The sequence below is a fragment of the Nanhaiella sioensis genome (assembly GCF_046557775.1).
GTDB classification, from domain to species: Bacteria; Bacillota; Bacilli; order Bacillales; family SM2101; genus Nanhaiella; species Nanhaiella sioensis.
The window spans coordinates 3,023,917-3,048,639 of the sequence record NZ_JBKAEG010000001.1; the positions used below are offsets into that span (position 1 = coordinate 3,023,917).

At 34.5% G+C, this 24,723-nt stretch carries 21 protein-coding genes and 1 other annotated feature; of the genes, 17 read left to right on the forward strand and 4 right to left on the reverse strand.

The window, feature by feature from the left end; genetic code table 11:
* Positions 1 to 156 precede the first annotated feature (156 nt).
* Entirely contained in the window at positions 157 to 957 is an 801-nt protein-coding gene (locus V1503_RS14065) for an alpha/beta hydrolase (protein WP_214483700.1), read from the forward strand.
* Between the two features lie 17 nt (positions 958 to 974).
* Entirely contained in the window at positions 975 to 2,072 is a 1,098-nt protein-coding gene (tbcS, locus tag V1503_RS14070) for a tetraprenyl-beta-curcumene synthase (protein ID WP_410627713.1), read from the forward strand.
* A gap of 80 nt (positions 2,073 to 2,152) precedes the next feature.
* Here tbcS and mnmM read toward each other — a convergent pair whose 3' ends face one another.
* Both mnmM and mnmL read right to left on the reverse strand, forming a co-directional pair.
* Positions 2,153 to 2,725, reverse strand: coding sequence for a tRNA 5-(aminomethyl)-2-thiouridylate-methyltransferase MnmM (gene mnmM, locus V1503_RS14075; RefSeq protein ID WP_410627715.1), 573 nt, complete (start codon positions 2,723 to 2,725; stop codon positions 2,153 to 2,155).
* Entirely contained in the window at positions 2,722 to 3,684 is a 963-nt protein-coding gene (mnmL, locus tag V1503_RS14080) for a tRNA modification radical SAM protein MnmL/YtqA (protein WP_410627717.1), read from the reverse strand. The genes mnmM and mnmL overlap by 4 nt, the downstream gene beginning before the upstream one ends.
* Before the next feature lie 217 nt (positions 3,685 to 3,901).
* Here mnmL and V1503_RS14085 point away from each other — a divergent pair, with 217 nt between their 5' ends.
* The 5 genes from V1503_RS14085 to V1503_RS14105 all read left to right on the forward strand — a co-directional run bounded on the left by V1503_RS14085 (position 3,902) and on the right by V1503_RS14105 (position 9,698).
* On the forward strand, positions 3,902 to 4,165 hold the full coding sequence (locus V1503_RS14085) for a YtzC family protein (RefSeq protein WP_320211001.1): 264 nt from the start codon (positions 3,902 to 3,904) through the stop codon (positions 4,163 to 4,165).
* A gap of 27 nt (positions 4,166 to 4,192) precedes the next feature.
* A complete protein-coding gene (locus tag V1503_RS14090) occupies positions 4,193 to 4,357 on the forward strand; it encodes a glycogen biosynthesis protein GlgD (protein ID WP_410627719.1) in 165 nt (54 codons plus the stop codon).
* A 642-nt stretch (positions 4,358 to 4,999) separates the two neighbouring features.
* Complete coding sequence (locus V1503_RS14095) at positions 5,000 to 6,190, forward strand: MDR family MFS transporter (RefSeq protein WP_320256625.1); 1,191 nt, start codon at positions 5,000 to 5,002, stop codon at positions 6,188 to 6,190.
* A gap of 95 nt (positions 6,191 to 6,285) precedes the next feature.
* Positions 6,286 to 6,536 (forward strand) — a binding site (T-box leader).
* 73 nt (positions 6,537 to 6,609) lie between these two features.
* A complete protein-coding gene (gene leuS / locus V1503_RS14100; RefSeq protein ID WP_410627722.1) occupies positions 6,610 to 9,027 on the forward strand; it encodes a leucine--tRNA ligase in 2,418 nt (805 codons plus the stop codon).
* 365 nt (positions 9,028 to 9,392) lie between these two features.
* The gene (locus V1503_RS14105; protein WP_320257134.1) at positions 9,393 to 9,698 is read left to right on the forward strand and encodes a rhodanese-like domain-containing protein; all 306 of its coding nucleotides are present in this window, start codon (positions 9,393 to 9,395) and stop codon (positions 9,696 to 9,698) included.
* A 171-nt stretch (positions 9,699 to 9,869) separates the two neighbouring features.
* Here V1503_RS14105 and V1503_RS14110 read toward each other — a convergent pair whose 3' ends face one another.
* Positions 9,870 to 11,132, reverse strand: coding sequence for a BaiN/RdsA family NAD(P)/FAD-dependent oxidoreductase (locus V1503_RS14110; RefSeq protein ID WP_410627724.1), 1,263 nt, complete (start codon positions 11,130 to 11,132; stop codon positions 9,870 to 9,872).
* Positions 11,133 to 11,688: 556 nt separating this feature from the next.
* Between V1503_RS14110 and V1503_RS14115 the strand changes: the two genes are divergently transcribed.
* Positions 11,689 to 13,320 carry a putative polysaccharide biosynthesis protein gene (locus V1503_RS14115; RefSeq protein WP_410627726.1) on the forward strand — a complete coding sequence of 544 codons (1,632 nt, stop codon included), beginning with the start codon at positions 11,689 to 11,691 and terminating at the stop codon, positions 13,318 to 13,320.
* Between the two features lie 55 nt (positions 13,321 to 13,375).
* Positions 13,376 to 14,104 (forward strand): pseudouridine synthase, encoded by a 729-nt coding sequence (locus V1503_RS14120; protein ID WP_410627728.1) that lies wholly within the window; start codon positions 13,376 to 13,378, stop codon positions 14,102 to 14,104.
* Positions 14,105 to 14,861: 757 nt separating this feature from the next.
* Here V1503_RS14120 and V1503_RS14125 read toward each other — a convergent pair.
* Positions 14,862 to 15,080: a DeoR family transcriptional regulator gene (locus V1503_RS14125; protein WP_214481683.1), complete on the reverse strand. Its 219-nt coding sequence runs from the start codon at positions 15,078 to 15,080 to the stop codon at positions 14,862 to 14,864.
* Between the two features lie 429 nt (positions 15,081 to 15,509).
* Between V1503_RS14125 and V1503_RS14130 the strand changes: the two genes are divergently transcribed.
* From V1503_RS14130 to V1503_RS14165, 8 genes are all read left to right on the forward strand, one after another.
* Positions 15,510 to 16,229, forward strand: a complete 720-nt coding sequence (locus V1503_RS14130) for an ABC transporter ATP-binding protein (RefSeq protein ID WP_410627731.1) — start codon at positions 15,510 to 15,512, stop codon at positions 16,227 to 16,229.
* Positions 16,216 to 17,361, forward strand: a complete 1,146-nt coding sequence (locus V1503_RS14135; protein WP_410627733.1) for an ABC transporter permease — start codon at positions 16,216 to 16,218, stop codon at positions 17,359 to 17,361. The genes V1503_RS14130 and V1503_RS14135 overlap by 14 nt, the downstream gene beginning before the upstream one ends.
* 117 nt (positions 17,362 to 17,478) lie before the next feature.
* On the forward strand, positions 17,479 to 18,486 hold the full coding sequence (locus V1503_RS14140; RefSeq protein WP_320256632.1) for a potassium channel family protein: 1,008 nt from the start codon (positions 17,479 to 17,481) through the stop codon (positions 18,484 to 18,486).
* 32 nt (positions 18,487 to 18,518) lie between these two features.
* Positions 18,519 to 19,940 (forward strand): dipeptidase PepV, encoded by a 1,422-nt coding sequence (gene pepV, locus V1503_RS14145; RefSeq protein ID WP_410627735.1) that lies wholly within the window; start codon positions 18,519 to 18,521, stop codon positions 19,938 to 19,940.
* A gap of 149 nt (positions 19,941 to 20,089) precedes the next feature.
* Positions 20,090 to 21,277: an MFS transporter gene (locus tag V1503_RS14150; protein ID WP_320256634.1), complete on the forward strand. Its 1,188-nt coding sequence runs from the start codon at positions 20,090 to 20,092 to the stop codon at positions 21,275 to 21,277.
* A gap of 188 nt (positions 21,278 to 21,465) precedes the next feature.
* Positions 21,466 to 22,047: an RNA 2',3'-cyclic phosphodiesterase gene (gene thpR, locus V1503_RS14155; RefSeq protein WP_410627737.1), complete on the forward strand. Its 582-nt coding sequence runs from the start codon at positions 21,466 to 21,468 to the stop codon at positions 22,045 to 22,047.
* 692 nt (positions 22,048 to 22,739) lie between these two features.
* The gene (locus V1503_RS14160) at positions 22,740 to 23,729 is read left to right on the forward strand and encodes an NERD domain-containing protein (protein WP_410627739.1); all 990 of its coding nucleotides are present in this window, start codon (positions 22,740 to 22,742) and stop codon (positions 23,727 to 23,729) included.
* 12 nt (positions 23,730 to 23,741) lie between these two features.
* A complete protein-coding gene (locus V1503_RS14165) occupies positions 23,742 to 24,722 on the forward strand; it encodes a diacylglycerol/lipid kinase family protein (protein WP_410627741.1) in 981 nt (326 codons plus the stop codon).
* The last annotated feature ends 1 nt before the right edge of the window (position 24,723 follow it).

Below are 24,723 nucleotides of genomic sequence, written 5' to 3' on the forward strand. Positions count from 1 at the left end.
ACAAAGGATAAAGCGCCTTCATTGCCATTGACTCCAACGCTTGTCGAGACTGTACAAGTCGGCTTCGCATTTCTTACTAAGTATAGTTTTAAATAAGTGTAACAAATTATTAACACATTCGAAATGAATTTATTATACGATTAAGGGGGGATCATAATGAGATTATGGCATGCTGAACAGCCTCTAGGGGTGATCGTGATCATTCATGGTGCTTGTGAGCATATAGGGAGGTATAAGTGGCTTCTGGAGATGTGGAGGTCAATCGGTATGCATGTTGCGATGGGGGATTTACCTGGACAAGGTACGTCAAGAAGAAGACACCGAGGTCATATTGATTCTTTTGATGATTATATTGAGGAAATAGAAATGTGGGTGCAAGAAGCACTTACATTTAAACTCCCTGTTTTTATATTAGGTCATAGTATGGGTGGACTTGTTGCAATTAGAGCCATGCAGGAAAAACAATTACCTATTCATGGTTTAATGCTATCTTCTCCTTGCTTAGGGCTAGTGGAACATCCTCCAAAGGGTTTGGAGTGGGTCTCAAAGGGGTTAAATTACCTATTTCCTGAAAAACTGTTTGAAGCAAAGTTGTCTGCTGAAATAGCAACTCGTAATAAAGATATTCAAGAGCAGGATAATAATGATTCTTTATACGTTACAAAAGTGTCGGTTCGTTGGTATCATGAATTATTGAAGGCAATGAAACTTGCTTATCGAAATATTCATAAACTACCAGATGTACCGTTGTTGCTAATGCAAGGTGGTAGCGATAAAATTGTTGATAAAGTTGTTGTAAAAGAATGGTTTGATCACGTAAAATGTACAGATAAAACATATAAAGAGTGGATTGGCTTATACCATGAAATATTTAATGAACCAGAACGTGAAAATGTGTTTAACTTCGCAAAAAGTTTTGTTGAAAAAGAAATTAAGCTATATGAAAACTTGAATTGATACATAGAGGTGATTTTTTGAAAATACCAAGTGAACCAGTAGGCTTGATGAAAAAAGTGTATAAAGAGGTACTACCAACTGTACATCATTATTTAGCATATTGGCGACACAAAGCGGAAAACATACCGAATAAAGAGCTTAGAAAGCAGGCAATTGCTAGCATAAATGACAAGACATTTCATTGTGAAGGTGGATCTATTTTGGCACTGCTTGCCAAAGAGCACCTGGATGATTGTATAGAATTTATTGTCGCATATCAAACGATCAGCGATTATTTAGATAATTTATGCGATCGCAGTACATCACTTGATCCAAATGATTTTCGTGCCTTACACAATTCAATGCCGCATGCACTTACGATTCACAGTGATAAGGAGAATTATTACAGATACCGTGATGAACAAGCTGATGGTGGATATTTACATGATTTAGTAACTACTTGTCAAAGAATTTTACAAAAGAGTAAGCATTATGAACAGATTGCTCCTTATTTACTAGAGCTTTCTCTTTACTATTGTGATCTACAAGTCCATAAGCATGTAACTATCGAAGAAAGGGTACCACGTTTAGAAAAGTGGTTTGAAGATTATGAATCGGAGTTACCAAAAATGGAGTGGTACGAATTTTCAGCTTGTTCAGGATCTACATTAGGAATCTTTTGTTTAGTTGCCTATTCATTTAATGACTATTTTGAAGAAGGTATGGCACAAAAAATTCGTAATAGCTATTTTCCTTATATTCAAGGTCTGCACATACTATTGGATTATTTTATTGACCAGGAAGAAGATCGACAAGGTGGAGATTTGAATTTTTGTTTTTATTATCAGAATCAGGAAGAAATGATTCAGAGATTTATCCATTTTGTTGAAGAGGCAGATAAAAATACAGCTGGGTTACCTGACGAGAAGTTTCATCGTCTAATTAACAGAGGTTTATTAGGCATTTATTTATCAGATGAAAAGGTTAGTAAACAAAAGGATGTTAAGCAAGCAGCTAAGAAGATTATTAAACTCGGTGGATCAATATCAAAGTTTTTTTATTTTAATGGTCGAGCATATCGAAGGCTACAACGTTGGAAACCAAATTTGAATGTAGCGACAGCCAAATCGAATTAGGGTATACCATTTTGTTGTAATTCGGAGACAGAATTAATTTTCGTGAAATAACATGACTAAAGCCCAATTGATATTGGGCTTTAGCGTTTTTCAATGGCTATAATGAACGGTGGATTATTAATTTGATTAATAAACTTATATTGTAATACACTGGCATCCTTTTGATTGAGGGTGGAAGCGTAATGTAATATTTCATCACGTTCAATTTTCCCTTCAGGGTGCCCAGAATAAATAACAATTATAATAATTCCTCCTACTGTCAAAACCGATAACAACTGTTCTAGAGCTTGAATCGTGCTAGTGGGCTTTGTTACAATTTCCTTATTTCCTCCAGGCAAATATCCTAAATTAAAAACAGCTGCTTTTATATGACCGTGTAGCTCAGTTGGAATCGTATCGATGATCGTATCATGACTAGCCTGATATAGTGTAACGCCGTTATAAACATTATGAGTTTCTAACAGCTTCGTTGTACTTAAAATTGCTTGTTCCTGTATATCAAATCCATATATATGTCCAGATTCTCCGACAAGCTGGGATAGAAATAATGTATCATTACCATTTCCAACTGTTGCATCAATTGCGAGATCACCTTTAGATAATGTTGCTTGTAATAATGTTCTCATATACGGTAAGACACGTTCTAATTTCATTTAATGCTCACCTTGTGTACTGCGTGCTTACCTTGATAGCTTTCACGACGCTTGAGTTCCGCATCAATTGCGTTAAGAACTTCCCACTTATTCACACTCCACATTGGACCAACCATTAAATCGATTGGACCATCACCTGTAATACGGTGAATGACCATTTCAGGTGGTAATATTTCCAACTGGTCACATACTAAATTGACATAATCCTCGAATGATAAAAATTCAAGTAAGCCCTTTTCGTATTGTTTGACCATAGGTGTCCCTTTTAACAAGTGTAATAGGTGAATTTTCATGCCTTGAACGTCCAATCCAGCAACAAATTTAGCCGTTTCCATCATCATTTCGTTTGTTTCTTGAGGTAAGCCATTAATTATATGAGAACAAATATTAATATTGTGCTTTCTAAGCTTCTGTACGCCCTCAACATAGCAAGCTAAATCATGTGCTCGATTAATAAGATCAGCTGTACTTTGGTGCATTGTCTGTAATCCTAGCTCCACCCATAAATATGTTTTCTCGTTTAATTCTGCTAAATATTCTACTACATCATCAGGCAAGCAATCAGGTCTTGTTGCAATTGATAGTCCAACAACTCCATCTAAATTTAACACGGATTCGAATTTTTCCCTTAAGACATCAACAGGGGCATGTGTATTCGTATATGCTTGGAAATAAGCTAAATACTTACCGTCTTTCCATTTATCATGCATTTTATTTTTTATTGAATGAAATTGCGTAATAAGATCATCAACACGATTTCCTGCAAAATCTCCTGAGCCTGCTGCACTACAAAATGTGCATCCTCCATGTGCAACAGTGCCGTCTCGATTGGGGCAGTCAAATCCCCCATCTAAGGCAACCTTAAAAACTTTATGGCCAAATGTTTGTCGTAAATGGTAATTCCAAGTATGGTATCGTTTATCATCAGTAGCATATTGAAATAGGTTATTCTGAGTCAAGTCAGTAACCTCCTTATAAAAATTTCCAAAGAATAGCACAAATAGGCTGTAACTTAGCCAACGTCCATATCTTAAGCATTTTATCACGATTAATAAAATTTATACAAATGTAATTATTGTGTTGGAAATGATTAGATGGAGTCTTAAATGATAGAAAAGAACGAATAGGTAAAACTAATTATTGAATTAAATTGAAATAAAGGAGGCAAGTAGCGAGATGGCTACACGTCAGTCAGTACAAGAATTTATTCACAGATGTGAAGAAACATTAAACTTTGCGGAAGAGCAACTAACTGAGGCGAGAAGACAAGAGCATTACAATGATTATGAGTTCTCTCAAGCACAGCAGCAGCTGGAGAATGCAAATAATGATTTAGCTCATCTTGCCCTTAGCTGTAATGCCCAACAAAAAGAACAATTGCACAGAATGCGGCTACAAATTCAGGAACTACAGAACGAGATGATCTTACAAGATCATTAGGAATATTCAATATAGCTGGAGGGTATTATGAAAAAAAGATCTAAACAAAACAATCCTGAGCAGAAAACGAAAAATGGAATAAATAATAATGATATTGAATTAGGTCGTGAGTTTGATCCTAAAAAAATTGCTAAGCAAAATTACGCCGAAAAGGGGCAACCAATAACATCAAAACAACACAAAAATAAATAAAGTAAAAATAATTAGAAAGCAGTGTTAGCAATTATGGACACTGCTTTTGTTAGGCTTTTTTCGCAAACTCTGTAGCTATGTTTACTAAAGGCTTTTTTTTTGTAAACACTGTTGTTGTTACCAAATTAGTACCATAACGGTTTTATATGTTAGTCATCGTTGTCCAGAAGAAACAATAACAAGGATGCTAGTTGTCTATCTGGTTATTTCTTAATACGAAAAAAAACAATCCATGAGAAGATGGCATTACTTTACTTGGACAATATGACAGTTTTATGAAAGCTTATTAATTTTTTATGGGACTATATATGCAAAAATAAGCAATAACCAATATGAAAACAGCCTTCGTTAATTAACCAATAATGTAAACTGTTAGGGATTTTCACAAGGATATATTCAAGCTTGTGTTGGGGAATTTTAGGATGTGTTGTTGCTTTTCGTGTTATTCCGTTTGAATTTTGAGGTGCCATTTCTTCAACTAAATCGTTTACTTCTCGTTCTACTGTTATGTATGAAAAAGCAACAAATTTCAGAAAAGGTGTCTATTTTAAAGATATTTTTTATTGCTATTCTAGCTTAGAGCGAATACAATATGTGCGGTGAACTATGTAACAATTTAAGTGCGTATGAGGAGGAATATTTATGCCTCGGTCATTGTATTTTGTTGTGGTTGGTATGGCAATTTTAGTTACAGGGTCATCGTTTCTTTGGCCTTTAAGTACGATTTATGTTCATGATTATTTAGGTAAAAGCTTAACAACAGCAGGTGTCGTTATTATGTTTAATTCTGCTGCGGGTGTAGTTGGAAATTTGCTAGGTGGAGTCATTTATGATAAGTTTGGAAGCTTTAAAACAATTGTTTCAGGTGTATCTGTTACTTTATGTGCCTCAATAATGTTGATATTCTTTCATGATTGGCCTCATTTTGTATTGTTATTAATAATTATAGGATTTGGCTCTGGAATAATATTTCCAGCTATGTATGCTCTAGCTGGTGCGGTGTGGCCTGAGGGCGAAAGGAAAGCATTTAATGCAATTTATGTTGCTCAAAATATAGGTGTAGCACTTGGAACAGCACTTTGCGGTTTTATTGCGTCATATTCATTTAACTATACGTTTATGGCAAGTGGCCTATTGTATTTAATCTTCTTTTTAATTGGAGTGATATGGTATCGACAGTTAGATGTTAAAGGGAAGAGTTCAGCTAATCATGACACAGAAACGATAGCAAGGAAAAGCAAGGTTAACTTTTATTCATTAATTATTCTTTGTGTGGGATATTTATTATGCTGGGCTGGATATGTGCAGTGGTCTACTACGATATCAACATATACCCAGGAATTAAACATTAGCTTAAAGCAATACAGTGTGCTGTGGACAGTAAATGGAATATTAATCGTCTTGGGACAACCATTAGTCTCTGCTTTTGTAAAACGCTTTGCAAAAACATTGAAATCTCAGATAGTTGTCGGAAACATCATATTTATTTGTTCATTCATTGTCGTTGCGAATGCGTCGGAGTATTCCTCTTTTATTACTGCGATGGTAATCTTAACAATTGGTGAAATGTTAGTATGGCCGGCTGTTCCAACTATTGCTCATCAACTTGCGCCTGAGGGACGAGAAGGATTTTATCAAGGTATTGTAAATAGCACAGCTACAGGTGGAAGAATGGTTGGACCATTGCTTGGTGGATTGTTGGCTGATATTTATGGAATGAATATATTATTCATCGTTTTAATTATCTTCTTGGTAATATCAATCATAACGACTACCTCATATGATTACAGGTTAAACCGACAAAATCAACAAGAGGAAATCAAGATGATGTGATAGGTAATATGTTAGTATTGAAAAAATTTCTATATACAACTTGCAGTTTTATTTTAAATTCTATACAATACATAATAATGATGAAATATAATGATATAACAACATTGATAAGGAATAGTAATGAATGTTACACGTTATAGAGAGCTGGCGGGTGGTGCAAGCCAGACGTTGTATATTCATGAACTCACCTTTAAGTTGCAAGTGTGAAAATTCTGAGGTATGTTAAAACCCTCATAAGTAATGCTTGCCGTTGTCCGCGTTATGGAATGAAAAGCGAGTGTCATATTATGATACTAATGTGGGTGGTACCGCGGGAAGAATTAATTCTAATCCTCTCGTCCCTTTTTAGGGATGGGAGGTTTTTTACTTTATTTTAATGGTTAAATTTGTAAATAAGATGTTTGTAAGGAGGAAATACAATGAGTTTTAATCATGAACAAATTGAACAGAAGTGGCAATCATATTGGGAAGGGAACAAAACATTCAAAACATCTGAAGATAAAGGAAAAGAAAATTTTTATGCTTTAGATATGTTTCCTTTCCCTTCTGGAGCAGGGCTTCATGTAGGTCACCCAGAGGGGTATACTGCAACTGATATTATATCTAGAATGAAGCGCATGCAAGGTTTTAACGTTTTACATCCAATCGGCTGGGATGCATTTGGCTTACCTGCGGAGCAATATGCATTAGATACAGGGAATGATCCAGCTGAATTTACCGAACATAATATTAATACTTTTCGTCGACAAATTAAATCTTTAGGATTTTCGTATGATTGGGACCGAGAAGTGAAAACGACTGATCCAAATTATTTTAAATGGACACAATGGATTTTTTTAAAGCTGTATGAAAAGGGTCTTGCATATGTTGATGAAGTTGCAGTGAACTGGTGTCCTGCTTTAGGGACTGTGCTTTCTAATGAAGAAGTGATAGATGGAAAAAGTGAACGTGGAGGTCACCCTGTTGAACGACGTCCAATGAAGCAATGGATGTTAAAAATTACTGCTTATGCTGATCGTTTATTAGAGGATTTAGATGATCTAGACTGGCCTGAAAGCGTAAAGGATATGCAACGCAATTGGATCGGACGTTCAGAAGGTGCTGAGGTTACTTTTAATATTGCAAATTCCAAGGAAACGTTCACAGTATTTACTACTCGTCCGGACACTTTATTCGGTGCTACTTATGCTGTACTTTCACCAGAGCATCCTTTAGTAGACATTATTACAACTAATGAGCAAAAGGAAGCAGTGAATGTATATGTAGACAAAGTAAAAAGCAAAAGTGATTTAGAACGTACAGATTTAGCCAAGGATAAAACAGGTGTGTTTACTGGTGCATATGCAATAAATCCAGTAAATGATGCAAAAATGCCGATTTGGATTGCAGATTATGTGTTGATGAGCTATGGTACTGGTTCAATAATGGCTGTTCCAGGACATGACGAGCGTGACTGGGAGTTTGCCACAAAATTCGGACTGGATATTACAGAAGTTGTAGCAGGTGGTAATGTTTCTGAAGAAGCATATACAGGAGACGGTGAACATGTGAATTCAGACTTCCTTAACGGGTTAAATAAAGAAGAGGCCATTTCTAAAATGATTGAATGGTTAGTAACAAATGATCGAGGAGAAAAGAAGATTACTTATCGCCTTCGTGATTGGTTGTTTAGTCGTCAAAGATACTGGGGAGAGCCAATACCGGTCATCCATTGGGAAGACGGCTCGATTGAAGCGATTCCGGAAGAGGAATTACCGTTAACACTTCCAAAGGTTGATGACATTAAACCTTCGGGTACTGGGGAATCACCTCTAGCAAAAATTACTGACTGGGTAAATGTGGTTGATGAAAAGACTGGAAGAAAGGGTCGTCGTGAAACAAATACGATGCCTAACTGGGCAGGAAGTTGCTGGTATTATTTGCGCTATATTGACCCAATAAACGAAGAAAAACTAGCTGATCCTAAAAAATTAGAAGATTGGCTGCCGGTCGATATATATATTGGTGGGCAAGAACATGCTGTATTACATTTGCTTTATGCTCGATTCTGGCATAAGTTCTTATACGATATCGGTGTTGTACCAACGAAAGAACCTTTCCAAAAATTATTTAACCAAGGTATGGTTCTTGGAGAAAACAATGAAAAAATGAGTAAATCAAAAGGGAATGTTGTTAATCCAGATGATATAGTCGCTAGTCACGGAGCTGACACACTAAGGTTATACGAAATGTTCATGGGTCCACTTGATGCATCAATTGCATGGTCAACTACTGGCTTAGATGGAGCTCGTCGTTTTATAGACCGCGTGTGGAGATTAATTATGGATGATAACGACAACTTAAGTTCGAAAATTGTTGCTAATGACAATACTGGTGCATTAGAGAAAACGTATCATCAAACGGTAAAAAAGGTAACGGAAGACTATGAGGGGCTAAGGTTTAATACAGCTGTATCACAGTTGATGGTATTTATTAATGAAGCATACAAAGCTGATGATTTACCAATACGTTATATCGAAGGCTTTGTAAAACTGTTTGCACCTATATGCCCACATGTAGCTGAAGAACTGTGGGAAAAGCTAGGACATTCCGAAACGATTGCATATAGTGCATGGCCTGCATACGATGAAGCTAAGCTAGTTGATAATGAAGTTGAGATTGTTGTACAAATTAACGGAAAAGTTCGTGCAAAGCTGAATGTCCCTACTGAGATTTCAAAAGAGCAACTTGAACAAATCGCTATGGATGACATGAAGGTAAAAGAACAAATTGAAGGGAAAACAGTACGTAAAGTCATTGCTGTTCCTGGAAAATTAGTTAACATTGTTGCAAATTAATATTTAATGGCTCTTTTCGTAAACTTTGTAGCTATCATTAACAGATTTAGTACTATGAAAAGTGGTTTTATATGTTAGTTATCGTTGTACAAAAGAAAAGATGCGACGAACGCTAGTTGTATACTTGCTTTTATCTAAAGACGAAAAGCAACAATCAATGCGACAACAGGTTATGTAAAAGACAAACGCATAAAGATCTCCTAAAATAGCCCACATTCTGTGGGCTATGGCGGGTTGTTGTCATTTGGATTCAAGGTGCTTGTTGCTTCTTTTTACAAGGAGATATTTTTCTTGATACTTTGTGCATACTTAAAACTATAATAAATGTGGATATGTTTTTATTAAAGGAGGCATTTTTCTATATGATGAATTCGGTAAAAGAGATTTCAACAACTGAGTTAGAAGAGAAGTTGAATAGAGAAGAAAAGCTAAACTTAGTAGATGTGAGAGAAGATGATGAAGTGGCTACAGGTATCATTCCTAGTGCCAAGCATATAAAAATGGGGGATATCCCTAATCATCTCGATCACTTTTCAAAAGATGAAGAATATATATTCATATGTCGTTCTGGTGCGCGAAGTGAGCGTGTATGTCAATACATGCAGCAGCAAGGTTATAATGTAAAAAATATGGTTGGTGGTATGTTAGAATGGTCAGGGGATAAAGCATAAGTGATCTATTCTGAGTAGAGCAAGAGGTATTTTTCTCTACTCTCTTTTTTTCTTTGTGCAGTACGATAAAAGTATGGAATTGACCCAAAAATGAATATAATTGATCGGAAAAAGAATGAAATTGACCGATAAACAATGTAAATCGGTCAATAATTACGCTAGCCCTAACAACTAGTTAGCATTTTCACCTGCATTTATTCCAGCTAGTCTTCCTGTGACTAATGCGGCTGTAATATTATAGCCACCTGTGTATCCATGGATATCAAGAATTTCCCCACAGAAATATAGCCCTCTCGTTAGCTTCGAAGACATTTGTTTCGGATTAATTTCTTTTACAGAAACGCCGCCACCCGTAACGAAGGCTTTTTCAATTGATAAAGTCCCATTTACTTTAAAAGAAAATTGTTTGTAGTCGACAACAAGAGCCCGAAGCTTGTCTTTTGCTATATGTGACATTGTGGATTGTGGATCAATGTCATTCTTATCAAATAAAAATAGTAAATATCTTTCTGGCACGATACCTTTCAAAACATTCCTAATTGCTTTTTTCGGTTCATTCTCCATTTTCCTTAATATCATTTGGTAGAGTTGCTCAGTATTTTTGCCTGGTAGTGCATCAAGTTGCATCTCTACTTCATTTAGATTAAATTTCTTCATTGTTTTTAATACAAATTGACTACAGCGCAGTGCAGCTGGACCCGATATGCCGAAATGTGTAAAAATCATATCCATTTGATGTGCAATGACATTTTTTCCTTTTGGATTTATCACCTTTAATTCAACATCTCGTAGGGAAAGGCCTTGCAATGTTTTTTCTTTAATAAACTGTTCATTAGATGTAATTGGCACTTCTGTTGGATAGAGTTCGGTAATCGTATGTCCTGCTTTTTTAGCCCATGCATAGCCATCCCCAGTTGATCCTGTATGCGGAACTGATTTACCACCAACTGCGATTACTACACTTTTAGCACGGATAAGTTCATCATTTTTTAATTCCACACCTATCACTTTTCCATCGTCATATATTACTTTTTTTACAGGTGTATTTGTTCTTATATGGACTTTTAAACGCCTAAGCTCATCAAGAAGAGCGTTAACAACAGATTGGGCATTATCTGTTATCGGGAACATTCTTCCGTGGTCTTCTTCCTTTAGTTGTATTTTTAGCCGTTCAAAAAAAGAGATGATATCTTCATTGTTATAAATCGAGAAAGCACTATGGAGAAAACGGCCATTACCTGGGATATGTTTAATTATTTCATCCACTGGTAGACGGTTAGTTACATTACAGCGTCCACCACCTGAAATTGCTAGCTTTCTGCCAAGCTTTTCTCCTTTATCAAGTAATAAAACGCGTTTTTTTTGTTCTGCTGCTGCAATGGCTGCCATTAAGCCTGATGGACCTCCACCGATTACAACTACATCATATTTCATAGCATTACACCAACCTTATGTTTAAATACGAAATGTGTTATTTGTTCAAAACTGCTTTAACCATGCTATTGATATTGGCTAGTTATATTACTTAGTCTAATTTATTGTTGTCAATGACTATCGAGGCGAAAGGTGCTCTCTTAGTCAAAAACTACAAAGGTTACCGATTAAGCTGTTTATACACTACTTACTATACTATCCACTATGCCCTACCGATCACTACACATTACATCCGAAAGCCTAATCTACCTTCTAGTGATGTGACTCGAGCTATTTCCTCTTTGTCCACAGCATCCACTGTTCCCTTAATGTCATAAGCTATCCAAAAAGAAGGTTCAAAAAACACCTCAGATGTGTCAAAAAAGTAGGGTGACGACATCCACTGTGACTCACTGGAAAGTGGAGCGATTTTAAGTCGATTCTAGGAACAAGCTTTTCTAAACTACCAACCATTATAACTGTAACAAAAGCAACATGAAAGTGATCATTATGATACAATACATAAGTATTTATACTAATTTTACTTTTTGAAGTTTAATGATAGGGTAGTGATCATATGAGTTCGAAGCTTTTAAGAGGTACTTTTATTTTAACGTTAGGTACAATGCTATCCAAGGTGTTGGGTATATTATACGTCATTCCTTTTACTGCAATTGTTGGGTCTGAAGGGACAACATTGTTTTCATATGCTTATGTCCCATATACAATCTTTTTAAGCATAGCTACAGCTGGTGTCCCATTAGCAGTCTCAAAATATGTAGCCAAGTATAATGCTATGGGAGAATACGGAGTAAGCAGAAGACTGTTCGAATCAGGCAAGGTCGTTATGCTTATTACTGGTATCCTATCATTTTTGTTATTATATAGTATTACTCCTCTGATTACTCCTTTTGTCATCTCAGAGGGTGAGAACACATTTTCAGAAGAAGACGTGGCTCTGGTCATTAGATCTGTAAGTTTTGCACTATTAATCGTTCCTGTGATGAGTTTAATTCGTGGTTTTTTCCAAGGTCATGAATCGATGGGTCCAACGTCTGTTTCCCAAGTCATTGAGCAAATAGCTAGAATACTATTTATCCTAATGAGTACATTTATCGTGGTTGTTATATTAGATAAGAGTGTGACAGTAGCAATAAGTTTTGCGACGTTTGGAGCTTTTATTGGTGCACTAGGTGGTTTGGGGGCATTAATTTGGTATTGGTATAAACGAAGAGATCATCTTAATCAAACTTTAACGCATGCAAAAGGGCAAGTACAAGTGTCTTTAACAGATATGTATAAAGAGCTCCTTTTATATGCAGCGCCATTTGTTTTTGTTGGAATTGCAAACCCGCTATTTCAAGCTATAGATATGTTTACTTTTAATCGAGCGATGGGGGCAATTGGCAAAGCTGATGTTGCTGAAAGTGCCTTTGGTATTTTAACGTTTCAAACCCATAAGCTTGTATTGATACCTGTATCTTTAGCTGTATCCTTTGGGCTAGCTTTAATTCCGACAATTACAAAAGCATTTGTTGAGCAGAAGGGACAGTTGTTAACAAGACATTTAAATCAAACTTTTCAAATTGTATTTTTTGTAACTTTCCCAGCTGTAATTGGGTTATCTCTATTAGCTGATCCAGCATATATCATGTTTTTCGGACTTGAAGATGTAGAAATTGGTGGGAAGATATTACGCTGGTATGCACCTGTTGCCATTTTATTTGCTCTATTTTCTGTGACAGCGGCTATTTTGCAAGGAATCAATCAACAGAAATTTACGGTGATTAGTTTAGGAATCGGACTTTTTGTTAAACTATGCTTAAACTATATTCTTATTATCCAGCTTGGAGAAATCGGAGCTGTTATTGCTACAGGGCTAGGCTATGCAGTTAGTGTGCTATTTAACTTTTGGGTTATTCGCAAATATGCTAATTATAGTTATCACTTAGTAATCCGTAGAACCATGTTAATGACTGTTTTTACGGTTATCATGGTCATTGTAGTTGCCACTACACTATTCATCATGTCCAGCTTAGGAATATCATCTGAAAGTAGCAGAGTTTTATCGATTGGAATTGTAACCATATGTGCTATAACCGGCGGAGCGAGTTATTTTTATTTAAGTTATCGTACAAAATTATTATATCTTTTACTTGGAAATAGACTACCATTTTTACGAAAAAGGCAGGCTGTTGGTAAAGAATAAAATGATAAAAAAAATTAGCGAGCAGAAAAACAATCTCAGGAGGGAGTTTGTCAAAATGAGAATTGATAAATTGTTGGCAAACGTTGGCTATGGTAGTAGAAAAGAAGTAAAGAAACTATTAAAGTCAGGAGCTGTCAAGGTAGACGGTGTGACTATAAAAGATGCAAAGACTCATATTAATCCAAATGAACAACAAGTTTCTTTACTTGGTGAAATAGTTGAATATAAAGAGTTCATTTATTTAATGATGAATAAACCTCAAGGGATTATATCTGCAACTGAGGATGAAAGACATGAAACAGTGATTGATTTACTTGAATTTGAGGATGTAATCTACGAACCATTTCCAGTTGGGAGACTTGATAAAGATACGGAGGGACTTTTACTCATTACAAATGATGGTAAGCTGGCTCATCAGCTCTTATCTCCTAAAAAACATATACCGAAGACGTATTATGCAATTATTAATATGGAAGTAACAGAAGAAGATATTACTGCATTTAAAAACGGTGTTCAATTGGATGATGGGTATATAACAAAACCAGGTCACTTAACGATTATAAGATCTGGTATTCGTTCTGAAATAGAATTAACGATAACAGAAGGAAAGTTTCATCAAGTGAAACGAATGTTTGAAGCTGTTGGAAAAAAAGTAACATATTTAAAACGTCTTAAGATGGGAAGTCTTAAATTAGATGAATCACTTGAGCTTGGAGAATATCGAGAGTTGACAGATGAAGAAATAGATTTGTTAAAAACGGGAAACACTTCAATATCGGATTAGCTATAAGTTTCGTCATGTTTGTTAAGGATAATGTTAAGTGCCATTAATAATGGCACTTTTTATTGTGTTAAATATAGGAATCATTAGTGATGAAAGTCCACTGTGTGGGTACACAAGTCCAAGGTGCTTATCATCATGTAAGTAGAGAGATGGATAAAGGCGTGGAATAAATTCTTGGCTTACGAACAGACAGCTGATACGAACGCTTTAAATAGGAATGAGACTTCACGTCAAATCAAAAGATGTTTGTAACTCTATAAAGTAATCAGGTTACTAAAAGAGGAAAGATAGTTATCTTACTATAGGAGATCATTCAGCTGCACATTAGTACAGTCGAAAAATATTAGCCGCAAGAAGTCACCAGTTGAAGCAATAGGTGGCTCCTAAGAAAAAAAACAAATCGTTAACTCAACTAGGGAGGTTGGAGGAGGAAGCGAACGGTGTGTGGGGAGAAAATAAATCCTTATATTCTTTTCCTCATTTTATAGTTGAATTACAAAGAAAAAAAGACCTGTTTTAGGTCCGTATGTAACAGCTTTTATAATTAATATTAGTTGTTTTATGATTGATTGTTATTTATTTGTACAAAGTAATAAACACGTATACGATAAGAGTTCAGGCACCTTTAACTAATAAAATCTCATTTGGTTAGTTTATAGAAAAAAACTATTTATATTTGAGATTATTAGAATTAGATGTAACTGGAACTTCATTACATTGTACGTGTATACCATTTCCTATATTTTAAATTAGTTGGCTAAGAAATTTTAACTCTCTTTTTTGTTGTTGTCCATTTACCTCGACTAGGACTGCGTACTAAATTGTTGAATGCTAGTACGTGAAGGTCTCGTTGAATTGTTCTTTGAGTTGTACCGAATTCTTCTACTAGCTCCTTTGTTGTGACAGTTCCTTTTTCATTAATAAACATGTAAACTGATTTAATACGAGTTAGCATACGATCTGTTGTAGGTTTCAAAAAACCACTCCTTATAGTATGGTTTCGCATAGTACAACGTACTCATCTAGCTGTATTCATGTTTTACTGTCATACGTATATATTTATTTTACACAAAAAAAAGAGAAAAAAACCATAAAAATTTATAATTTACAAAATAATTATACATTTTTGTGGTTTTTAATAAGACGCAAACAGTTCCTAGTAAATTAAAATGATTCATTTTTAAAGGCTGTTTTCGCAATGATTGTTACTTTACGTACTAAGAAATAAATACGTATTGACTTATTTAATTTTGGCATCAAATTATTTATTGCTGTGTTAAATTAATTTCAATAGCAACTAGTTTTCAAAAAGAGCTTCTGAAGGGATTGATGAGAATCACCTTAGCCCTCTAATTGAGGAAACCTTTTTTATGTTTAACCGTATAAGAATTAGGGGGAGATATACATGCAATTACTCGATGTGAATATTAATAAAGCAGGCTACGATGCACAAGACCTAATCATTTCAGACATCCATTTTAGCTTGCAAAAAGGTGAATTAGTTGGATTAATTGGCCCAAACGGTGCTGGTAAAAGTACGACGATTAAAGCGATATTAGGAGTACTTAATTATTTAGAAGGGGATATTAATTTTAGTAATGAAACGACTTACGCATATATACCTGAACAGCCAATCTTTTACGATGAACTTACCTTATGGGAGCATTTAGACTTAGCTGCTTCGACTATGAATATTGATGATCGAACATTTAAAAATCGAGCAGAACATCTTTTAGAAGTGTTTAAGCTTAATCATGTCATTCATCAATTCCCTAACACCTTTTCTAAAGGCATGCAGCAAAAAGTAATGATTATAATAGCGTTTTTAATTAAGCCAGACATTTTCATTATAGATGAACCTTTTATAGGTTTGGATCCACGAGCCGTAAAAGACTTGTTATTTTTACTTGATAAAGAGAGAGAGCAAGGAGCTAGTATTCTTATGTCAACACATGTATTAGATACAGCTGAAAAAATTTGTGAACGATTTTTACTTGTTTCTAATGGGGAGTTACTCGCAAATGGAACGATGCAAGACATTAGGAATAAAAGTGGGTTAATAGATGGTTCTTTATTTGATTGCTTTTATCATCTAACAGAGGTCGATGATAATGATAGGAAGTAGCTTGTTTTTTGAAAGGTTGAAACGGGAATGGAAGTTTCAATGGGGGATTTTTCGTTCGATTGCAGACTGGACGATTATTGTTTATATAATCATACCTACATTATTAGCATGTAGTTACATATATGGTTTATGGTGGATTACAATTCCAAGTTGGATCGTTCCTGTACCAGAGTTATATTTATTTTTAGTAGTATATCTATATTGTTGGCTAGGTGCATGTAGATTTTTTATTGAGGAAGCTGATCAGCTTTATTTAATTCAAAAGAAGCAAATCGTTAGGAATTTGAAAAAAATAGCCGTGAGTTATAATGTCATTAGTAATAGCATTAAAATGAGTATCATAATGATAATATTTGCACCCTTTTTGTTTATTCATTACAATTTGAACGTGCAAACAGTAATGATTGCATTTATATTTTTTTTAAGTCTGAAACTTCTAATCTTAATGCTAAAAAAATGGCTATCATATTTTAAACGTAGCTGGCTTAAAAAGGGTATTTTATTAATATTGTTCTTAATATTAGGTAGTATCATAAGTTTTACAAATATGTTATTCATTCCTCAGTTCATCATTACGATGACGTTTGTATTTTTGCTAACATATTTATTTATAGTAAGACGAATGATCCGTCAAACTGGTACTTTTTTTGAAGATGTTATTACAGAAAAAGAGGAAAAGTTAAAATATGCGAGTACTATATTACAAATATCAAAAATTGACCAACCTGCGAAAATAAAAAGAAAACGACCATTGTTGTTTAGCAAATCACAGCGAATTTTTTCATATTGGACTAAACAGAATACGCTCGTTGAAGTTTTTATAAAAATTCTGTTGAGAAATAAGCAGTACATATTTTCGCTTTTAAGGCTAATTGGTATTTCAGTACCTACGGTAATCATCGTTCCTGCTATTTGGTTGAAATGGTTACTATGTATTGGAATCATTATCGTCATAAAAATATGGCTATCATCGATGTGGGATCACATCCAAAATAAGCACTTTATTATGCATGTTAATCAAGATCAGAAGGAGCTAGCTCTAGCAAGAACAAAGGCAGTTAATATATTTTGGGTGCCGTCCATGCTGTTTATTATCACACTATTATTAGGGGCCACAATGATTAGTCTTTAACCATTGCTTTAATAAATCAATCTTTAATCCACAATTATAGTTTGATAAGCTAAAAGAAGATCAAAAAGTGAAAAATATTAAATCATTATCCTATGACTCTGGGAGAGGGGGGGAATTGTGATTATTATTAAAAAAATTATTGTCAAATTAGTAAGGTTTAATAATTGGATTTTATTCACTTCCACAATTGCACTAATAGCATGTAGTTCACTTATTATGATGTATCTAGAGCCAGAAACATTTACTACACCTTTTGAAGGTGTATGGTGGGTGATGACAACTGTCACAACTGTAGGATACGGTGATCTCTATCCTGTCACTACGCTAGGAAGATTATATGCTATATTTCTCTATTTAGTTGGAATTGGTTTAATTGGTGTCATTATTGGTAAGATTGTTGACTTCTTTGCTACATTCAGAAGGAAGAGGGAGGAAGGAAGAGTGCATTATAAAGGCGAAAATCATCTAGTTATTATCGGGTGGTCAAGAAAAGCAAATTTTGCCATCGAAGAAATACTACAATCAGAAAGTAAAATCGAGTTAGTCATCATTGATACACTGGAAAAGTCACCGATCATAAATGATAGGGTTCACTATGTGCAAGGCTATGCTGCTGATAATGAAACGCTGTCGAAAGCAAATATTTCAAAATGTAAAGCAGCTATCATCTTTGCAGATGACTCAATTCACGATGTTCAATTAATTGATGGAAAATCATTGCTTATTGCTACTGCAATTGAACGTCTTGTTCCGAATATACATACGACTGTGGAAATTCTATCGGAGGAACATATTCAAAATTTTGTCCATGTAAAGGTAGATGAATTTGTCTTAACCCATGAAACTGTCTCGCGTATGGCTGTCCGTTCTGCATTTACAAAAGGAATATCTGCTGTATATACTCAATTAATAAGCAGAAATGTTGGTGACGATCTATATCAAATTAAGGCGAAATCTGAGTGGAAAACGTATCGTGATGCTTTCGAACAGTTGTTAGAAGCAGGTGCGACTTTAATCGCAGATAAGGATAAACTAAATATAAATCGCATGTTAGATAAACCTATTCCGAAGAATACATACTTATATGTCATTTGTGATAAAAATACATACCAAAAGATAAGTTAGCAGGAGCAAAAATTATAGAAGAGGTGAAGATGATGGTTGAGCAAATAAATTGGTTAGCTGAGGTTAACAAGCAAAAAGATAGCATCATTCAGACTACACAGGAGTTATTAAAAATTAAAAGTATTTTAGACGAAGAGAATACATCAAAGGAATTCCCTTTCGGGGAAGGCGTTGCTCAAGCTTTGCATTATTTACTTAACAAAGGTAGTGAAGATGGGTTTCAATCAAAGAATGTTGACAACTATGCTGGTCATATAGAATTTGGAGAGGGAGAAGAAAGCGTTGGTGTTCTATGTCATGTCGATGTTGTGCCTGAAGGTAGCGGCTGGTCAAGTGACCCATTTGGTGCAGAAATTAGAGACGGAAAAATCTATGCACGTGGTGCGATAGATGACAAAGGCCCAACGATTGCTGCATATTATGCTATGAAAATCGTTAAAGAACTTAGCTTATCATTATCACGCCGTGTCCGTATGATTATCGGTACAGATGAGGAAAGTAACTGGCGCTGTGTAGAGCACTACTTTAAGCATGAAGAAATGCCGACGATGGGATTTGCTCCAGATGCTGACTTCCCGATTATATATGCTGAAAAAGGAATAGCTGATATTCATCTCATTAAGAAAAAAAATCAAAATCATATATCATCACAAAACGATATCGTATTAGAAAGCTTTCAATCAGGTAGCCGCTTTAACATGGTTCCAGAGTTCGCTGAAGCAAAGCTAACAATCAAAGGAGATGCTGAGCAAATACTGCTACATTTTGATTCCTTTAAATCTGAGCATAAGCTTCAAGGGAAGGGCTATGTTGAAGACACCGATATTATATTACAGCTTGAAGGAAAATCTGCACATGGATCACTACCTCATCTCGGTATTAATGCTGGTATACATTTATTAAGCTTTTTGAAAAAAATACAGCTAGATGAGGAAGCTCAAACGTTTGTTACATTTGTTACTGATTATTTTGAAGAAGATACTAAAGGAAAAGCGCTTAACGTAGAATTTGAAGATGACATAACGGGAGAGCTTACAATCAATGCTGGGATCCTATCTTATCATCGTAACGGTGAAAGCAAAATTGGGATAAATGTCCGTTACCCAGTAACAAACGATTTCGAAAAAACTAAATCATCAATAGAGGCAGCATGTGAGAAGTATGATATGACAGTACAAATTGTCTCACATATGGAGCCAAACCATGTGGATAAAGACCATGAATTAATTAAGACATTACAAAGAGTTTACCAAGAACAAACAGGTGAAGATGCTACTTTATTATCAATTGGTGGGGGGACGTATGCTCGTTCATTAGAAGCAGGAGTAGCTTTTGGTCCATTATTTCCAGGGCGAGAAGAAACAGCACATCAAAAGGATGAGTATATCATTATTGATGATCTATTAAAAGCAACAGCAATTTATGCACAAGCTATTTACGAATTAGCTCAATAATTTAAAATTGTCCGTAAGACATTAAATTGAAGATGTCTTGCGGACTAATACTGTATATAGACATAATAATAAGATTAGTGAAATTGCACACTAATTGTTTTGTCGTTATTTAAGAAAGAATGGAATAATCTAGTTGGATGGTGCTTTTTATGGAATTACTTATGAAACGAAACATCAATGTTCAATTGTACTTCGTCTTATTTTACTTTTTCGTTTTCTTTGGAATAGGATCTTTATACCCACTTCTAGGTGTTTATTTAAAAGATGATATAGGATTAACGGGTACACAAATTGGTATCATTATGTCTATTAGTCCTGTTGTAATGATTGTCATTCAACCTATGTGGGGAATGTTAAGTGATTATACACAAAAGCCTAGACAATTGTTAACGTTAGCAATTGTATTGACAGGCGTAGTTGGTATTGTATATTCATACGCTTCATCGTACATGATGTTTATTATAATTGCTGCATTATTAGCAGTCATGCAAAGTGCTATCGTTCCAATTTCAGATAGTATGACGCTGACATATACTGAAAGACATCGTAAAAATTATGGGTCTATTCGTTTATGGGGGGCAATTGGTTTTGCATTCTCTGTGTTTATCGTTGGTAAATTAGCTGATTTTTATGGTTTAGGTGTCATTTTTTTTGCTTTTGCAATTATTTTATTTATTTCAGCCCTTTTTGCAATAAAGTTACCAAATGAAAGCCAATCTATGAAAGTAAATCTTAGAGCAGGTCTCTCTCAACTCATTCGATTGCGAAGATTTGTTTTGTTTTTATTAACCACTTTCCTTATTTTTGGTCCTATTCACGCAAATAACACTTACTTCGGTATTTTAATAACTGAAATGGGTGGTTCAACTGGACAGGTAGGAATGGCCTTTCTTTTAGCTGCTGGTAGTGAGGCTCCATTTATGCTATTTGCAGGTCGGTGGATTAAGCGTATTGGAATATTACAAGTACTTTTATTCGCTTCTTTTGTTTCTGGTGCAAGATGGTTATTTTATTTTTTTGAACCTTCTCTAACCGTTATCTATGCTACAACAATTGCACAAGGAATTTCTGTAGGCTTTTTTATTCCTGCTGCTCTGCAGTATGTTAGAGATATTGCCCCTAGTAAAGTGCGCGCAACAGCTATTTCTCTTTATTCAGCTGCGGGGATTGGCTTAGGGTCATGGTTTTGTAATTTTTTTGGAGGTGTCATTTTAGAGCGTTTTTCAATAAATAATGTCTATTTATTTTTTAGTCTTCTTACTGTTGTAGGATTAATTACATTACTTTTTGTTATAATTATTGATAATAAAAGAAGAACAGTAAGCTCATTATCTTAGTACGAACATCAATTTTTAAAAATTACTAAGCCAGCTTGAAGAAGATTTCTGGATTTGTCATTATTATTTAAGTAAAGAAGACGCTTCCATGTTTAGTTATATGTGCTTTCAGTCATTGTACGGTACGAAAATTAGTGTGAATTATGTTCTAAAGAGCTAAGACAAATTAAATTAGATAGGTGAGAATAATGGGTAGAAAACCACATTATTTTTTGGCAATTGGCTTACCAGATGAAACGAAAAGAGAATTATATTTAAATAAAGAAAAAATTAAATCTCATTTTCCTTTTAAGACGTGGGTTTATGAACAAGATTATCATATTACATTAGCGTTTTTAGGAAGTATAGAAGATCCACAGCAATTATTAGCATTGATAGAAAAAGTTTCAACAATCGCTGAACAATACAATCGCTTTCAGCTTGAGCTTACGTCTTTCGGTACGTTTGGACAAGATGAACATCCACGCATTTTATGGTATGGAATACATAACAATGAAACTCTTTTTTTGCTGCAGAAGGATATCTACAAAGCATGTATTGAACTAGGTTTCTTATTAGATACTCGACCGTATTCCCCTCATATTACTATAGGGAGGAAATGGAAGGGTGAAAAAATATTTAATATAAAAGCACTAAACAACGCGTCGTGGCTTTTAACTAATCATAAGGTATTTAAAGTTAATCAACTTTCACTCTATCAGACCGATATAGAAAGCATACCAAAATATAAACCGATTAAGTTTTTTTCTCTTGAAAATAATCGTCAATAAATATTAATTAAAATAGCAACTAAGTTACGAAAAGAGCCTTGGAAAATGATTATGTAAGGCTGTATTAGCATGAGTTCTTTTCGTATAAAGCTAAACAAGTATGTAACTAAAGTTCGAGGCATCTTTTCTTCTCTAATGACTATAGATACTCTATAACACTTCAGTGACTTAAATATAAGTGTGAAAAGCAACAAAGTTACGAAAAGAGCCTTGGAAAAAAGATTATGTAAGGCTGTATTAGCATGAGTTCTTTTCGTATAAAGCTAAACAAGTATGTAACTAAAGTTCGAGGCATCTTTTCTTCTCTAATGACTATAAAAACTCTATAATCACATCAGCGACTCAAACATATGTGTGAGAGGAAACAAAGTTACGAAAAGAGCCTTGGAAAATGTTTATGTAAGGCTGTATTAGCATGAGTTCTTTTCATATAAAGCTAGACAAGTATGTAACTAAAGTTCGAGGCATCTTTTCTTCTCTAATGACTATAGATGCTCTATAACACTTCAGCGACTCAAACATAAGTGTGAGAGGTAACAAAGTTACGAAAAGAGCCTTAGTAAAAATCCGAGTAATGATACTCACAATAAGTTACCAGTAATATAATAGTTATTACGGTCGTTAAACTTCGCATGAACATGTGTGAGAGATGTAAAATGATGAAAACTTCAAGTTGAAAGTTGGTGAAGTTGATGGGACAACTTATAAAACTTCAAAATTATGTTTCACGTTACGAAATAGATACTTATCGTTATCCAAGTCAATATATTAGAATGAAGAAGCAACAATGGAATAGAATTCGATTAGCTTGGGAAAATGGAGATTTAGCGACAAAGGAAGATTTTGCTCATGATAGGGACTGGGATTCTTTACTAGATAATAAAGATGACAATATTCTATTAAAGTTAAAATCTATGTTTCAACGTAAGCAAAAGGATTCTCAAATAAATAATCACTTGGTAAATGATGCGGAGAATAATGATAATAAGGTTGAATGGCAATTGAATCATAAAGAAAATAACCCTGAAACAATGGAAGAGCTAATGCAACTATTTTTAGATCGTTTGTTTCATATTCAAATGAAGTGGGCTAGTTCAACGATACGTGAAAAGTCGTTAATTGATCGAGATTATTATTACAATCAAGAAATTAAATTTTTTCTTCAAAGATTTCCCGATACATTCTTAGTTTTGTATAAGCCCATTTTTTTAGTAAAGCAAGCACCTGTTGAATTTGATATTGTTGTTATTACACCTATTCATACGTATTGTATTGCAATACTAGAAGATGAGGAAGACAGTGTATTCATTGGCTCGAACAAACGATTTTGGTTAAAAAAACATGCTGGCAAAGAAAATAAAGTGTTATCACCTACGATATCTTTAAATAGAATGGAAAAGATTGTTCGAAACATATATGACACTGAACAAATTGAGATGCCGGTGAAAAAGATAATATTGAATCGTTCTGGATATGTTGATTATCTTGATAAACCAATCGATCTTGATATTATTGAGAAAAGAAATTATAACGATTGGTTTAATCAGCAGCGACAGATGGTTTCGCCACTAAAACATGTCCAATTAAAGGCGGCAAAGTCATTATTATCATATTGTCAAACATCATCTATCAAACGCTATGAATGGGAAGATGATCATACAGATCTTATGAAATTAACATAGAAGGTAGATACTATGAAAATTCTTTTTTTTATTGTAAATATTGCTGCTGGAAATGGCAAAGCAAAAACAATTTGGAACGAGGTCAAACAGGAGCTTGGTAAACAGAATATTGAATATCGATCTTTTTTGACAAAGTCACCTGGACACGCAGAGCATCTAGCGAAAGGAATTGTTAAGAGACATCCGTGGAAGGTTGCCGGCATTGTTGTTGTTGGTGGTGATGGAACAATGCATGAAGTAATTAACGGCTTAGCAGGTACTTCTAATATAAATGTAGGCTTTATTTCAGCAGGCTCAGGAAATGATTTTGCAAGAGGCTATTCTGTTCCTCAAGCACCAATAGAGGCTCTAAAACATATAATAGATGATAAGGAGCCAAGTCATTCTTTATTTGATTTAGGGCAATATACCATAAGTAACCCTCTTAAGAAAGTAAGGTACTTTGTTAATAATTTGGGGGTTGGCTTTGATGCTGAAATTTCTAGTAAAGCGAATCAATCATATCTAAAAAAACGCTTAAATAAAATTGGCTTAGGATCACTTATTTACGTCATTATTTTAATACAATCTTTATTTACTTATAAAAGAACAGATGTAACTTTAACGATAGATGGAAATATTCATCGTTTTCAAAATGTATGGTTTATTACTGTTTCCAATCAAGCATATTATGGTGGAGGGATGAAAATAGCTCCACTTGCACAACCAGATGATGGAATATTAGATGTAACAATTGTTCATAATGTATCACGTATAAAATTATTAGCGGTATTTATGAGTGTGTTTTTTGGTCTGCACACAAAGTTTAAAGGTGTAAATATGAAATCAGGTGAGTGTATTGATATTTCAAGTAGAGACTCACTTTTAGTACATGCTGACGGTGAGATAGTAGGCATGTCACCAGTAAATGTAAAAATACAGAACAAAGCAGTCTCCTTTTTTACGACTCACTCTGTAGGAAAATCACATGGAGAAACAATTAGGAGTGAATGAA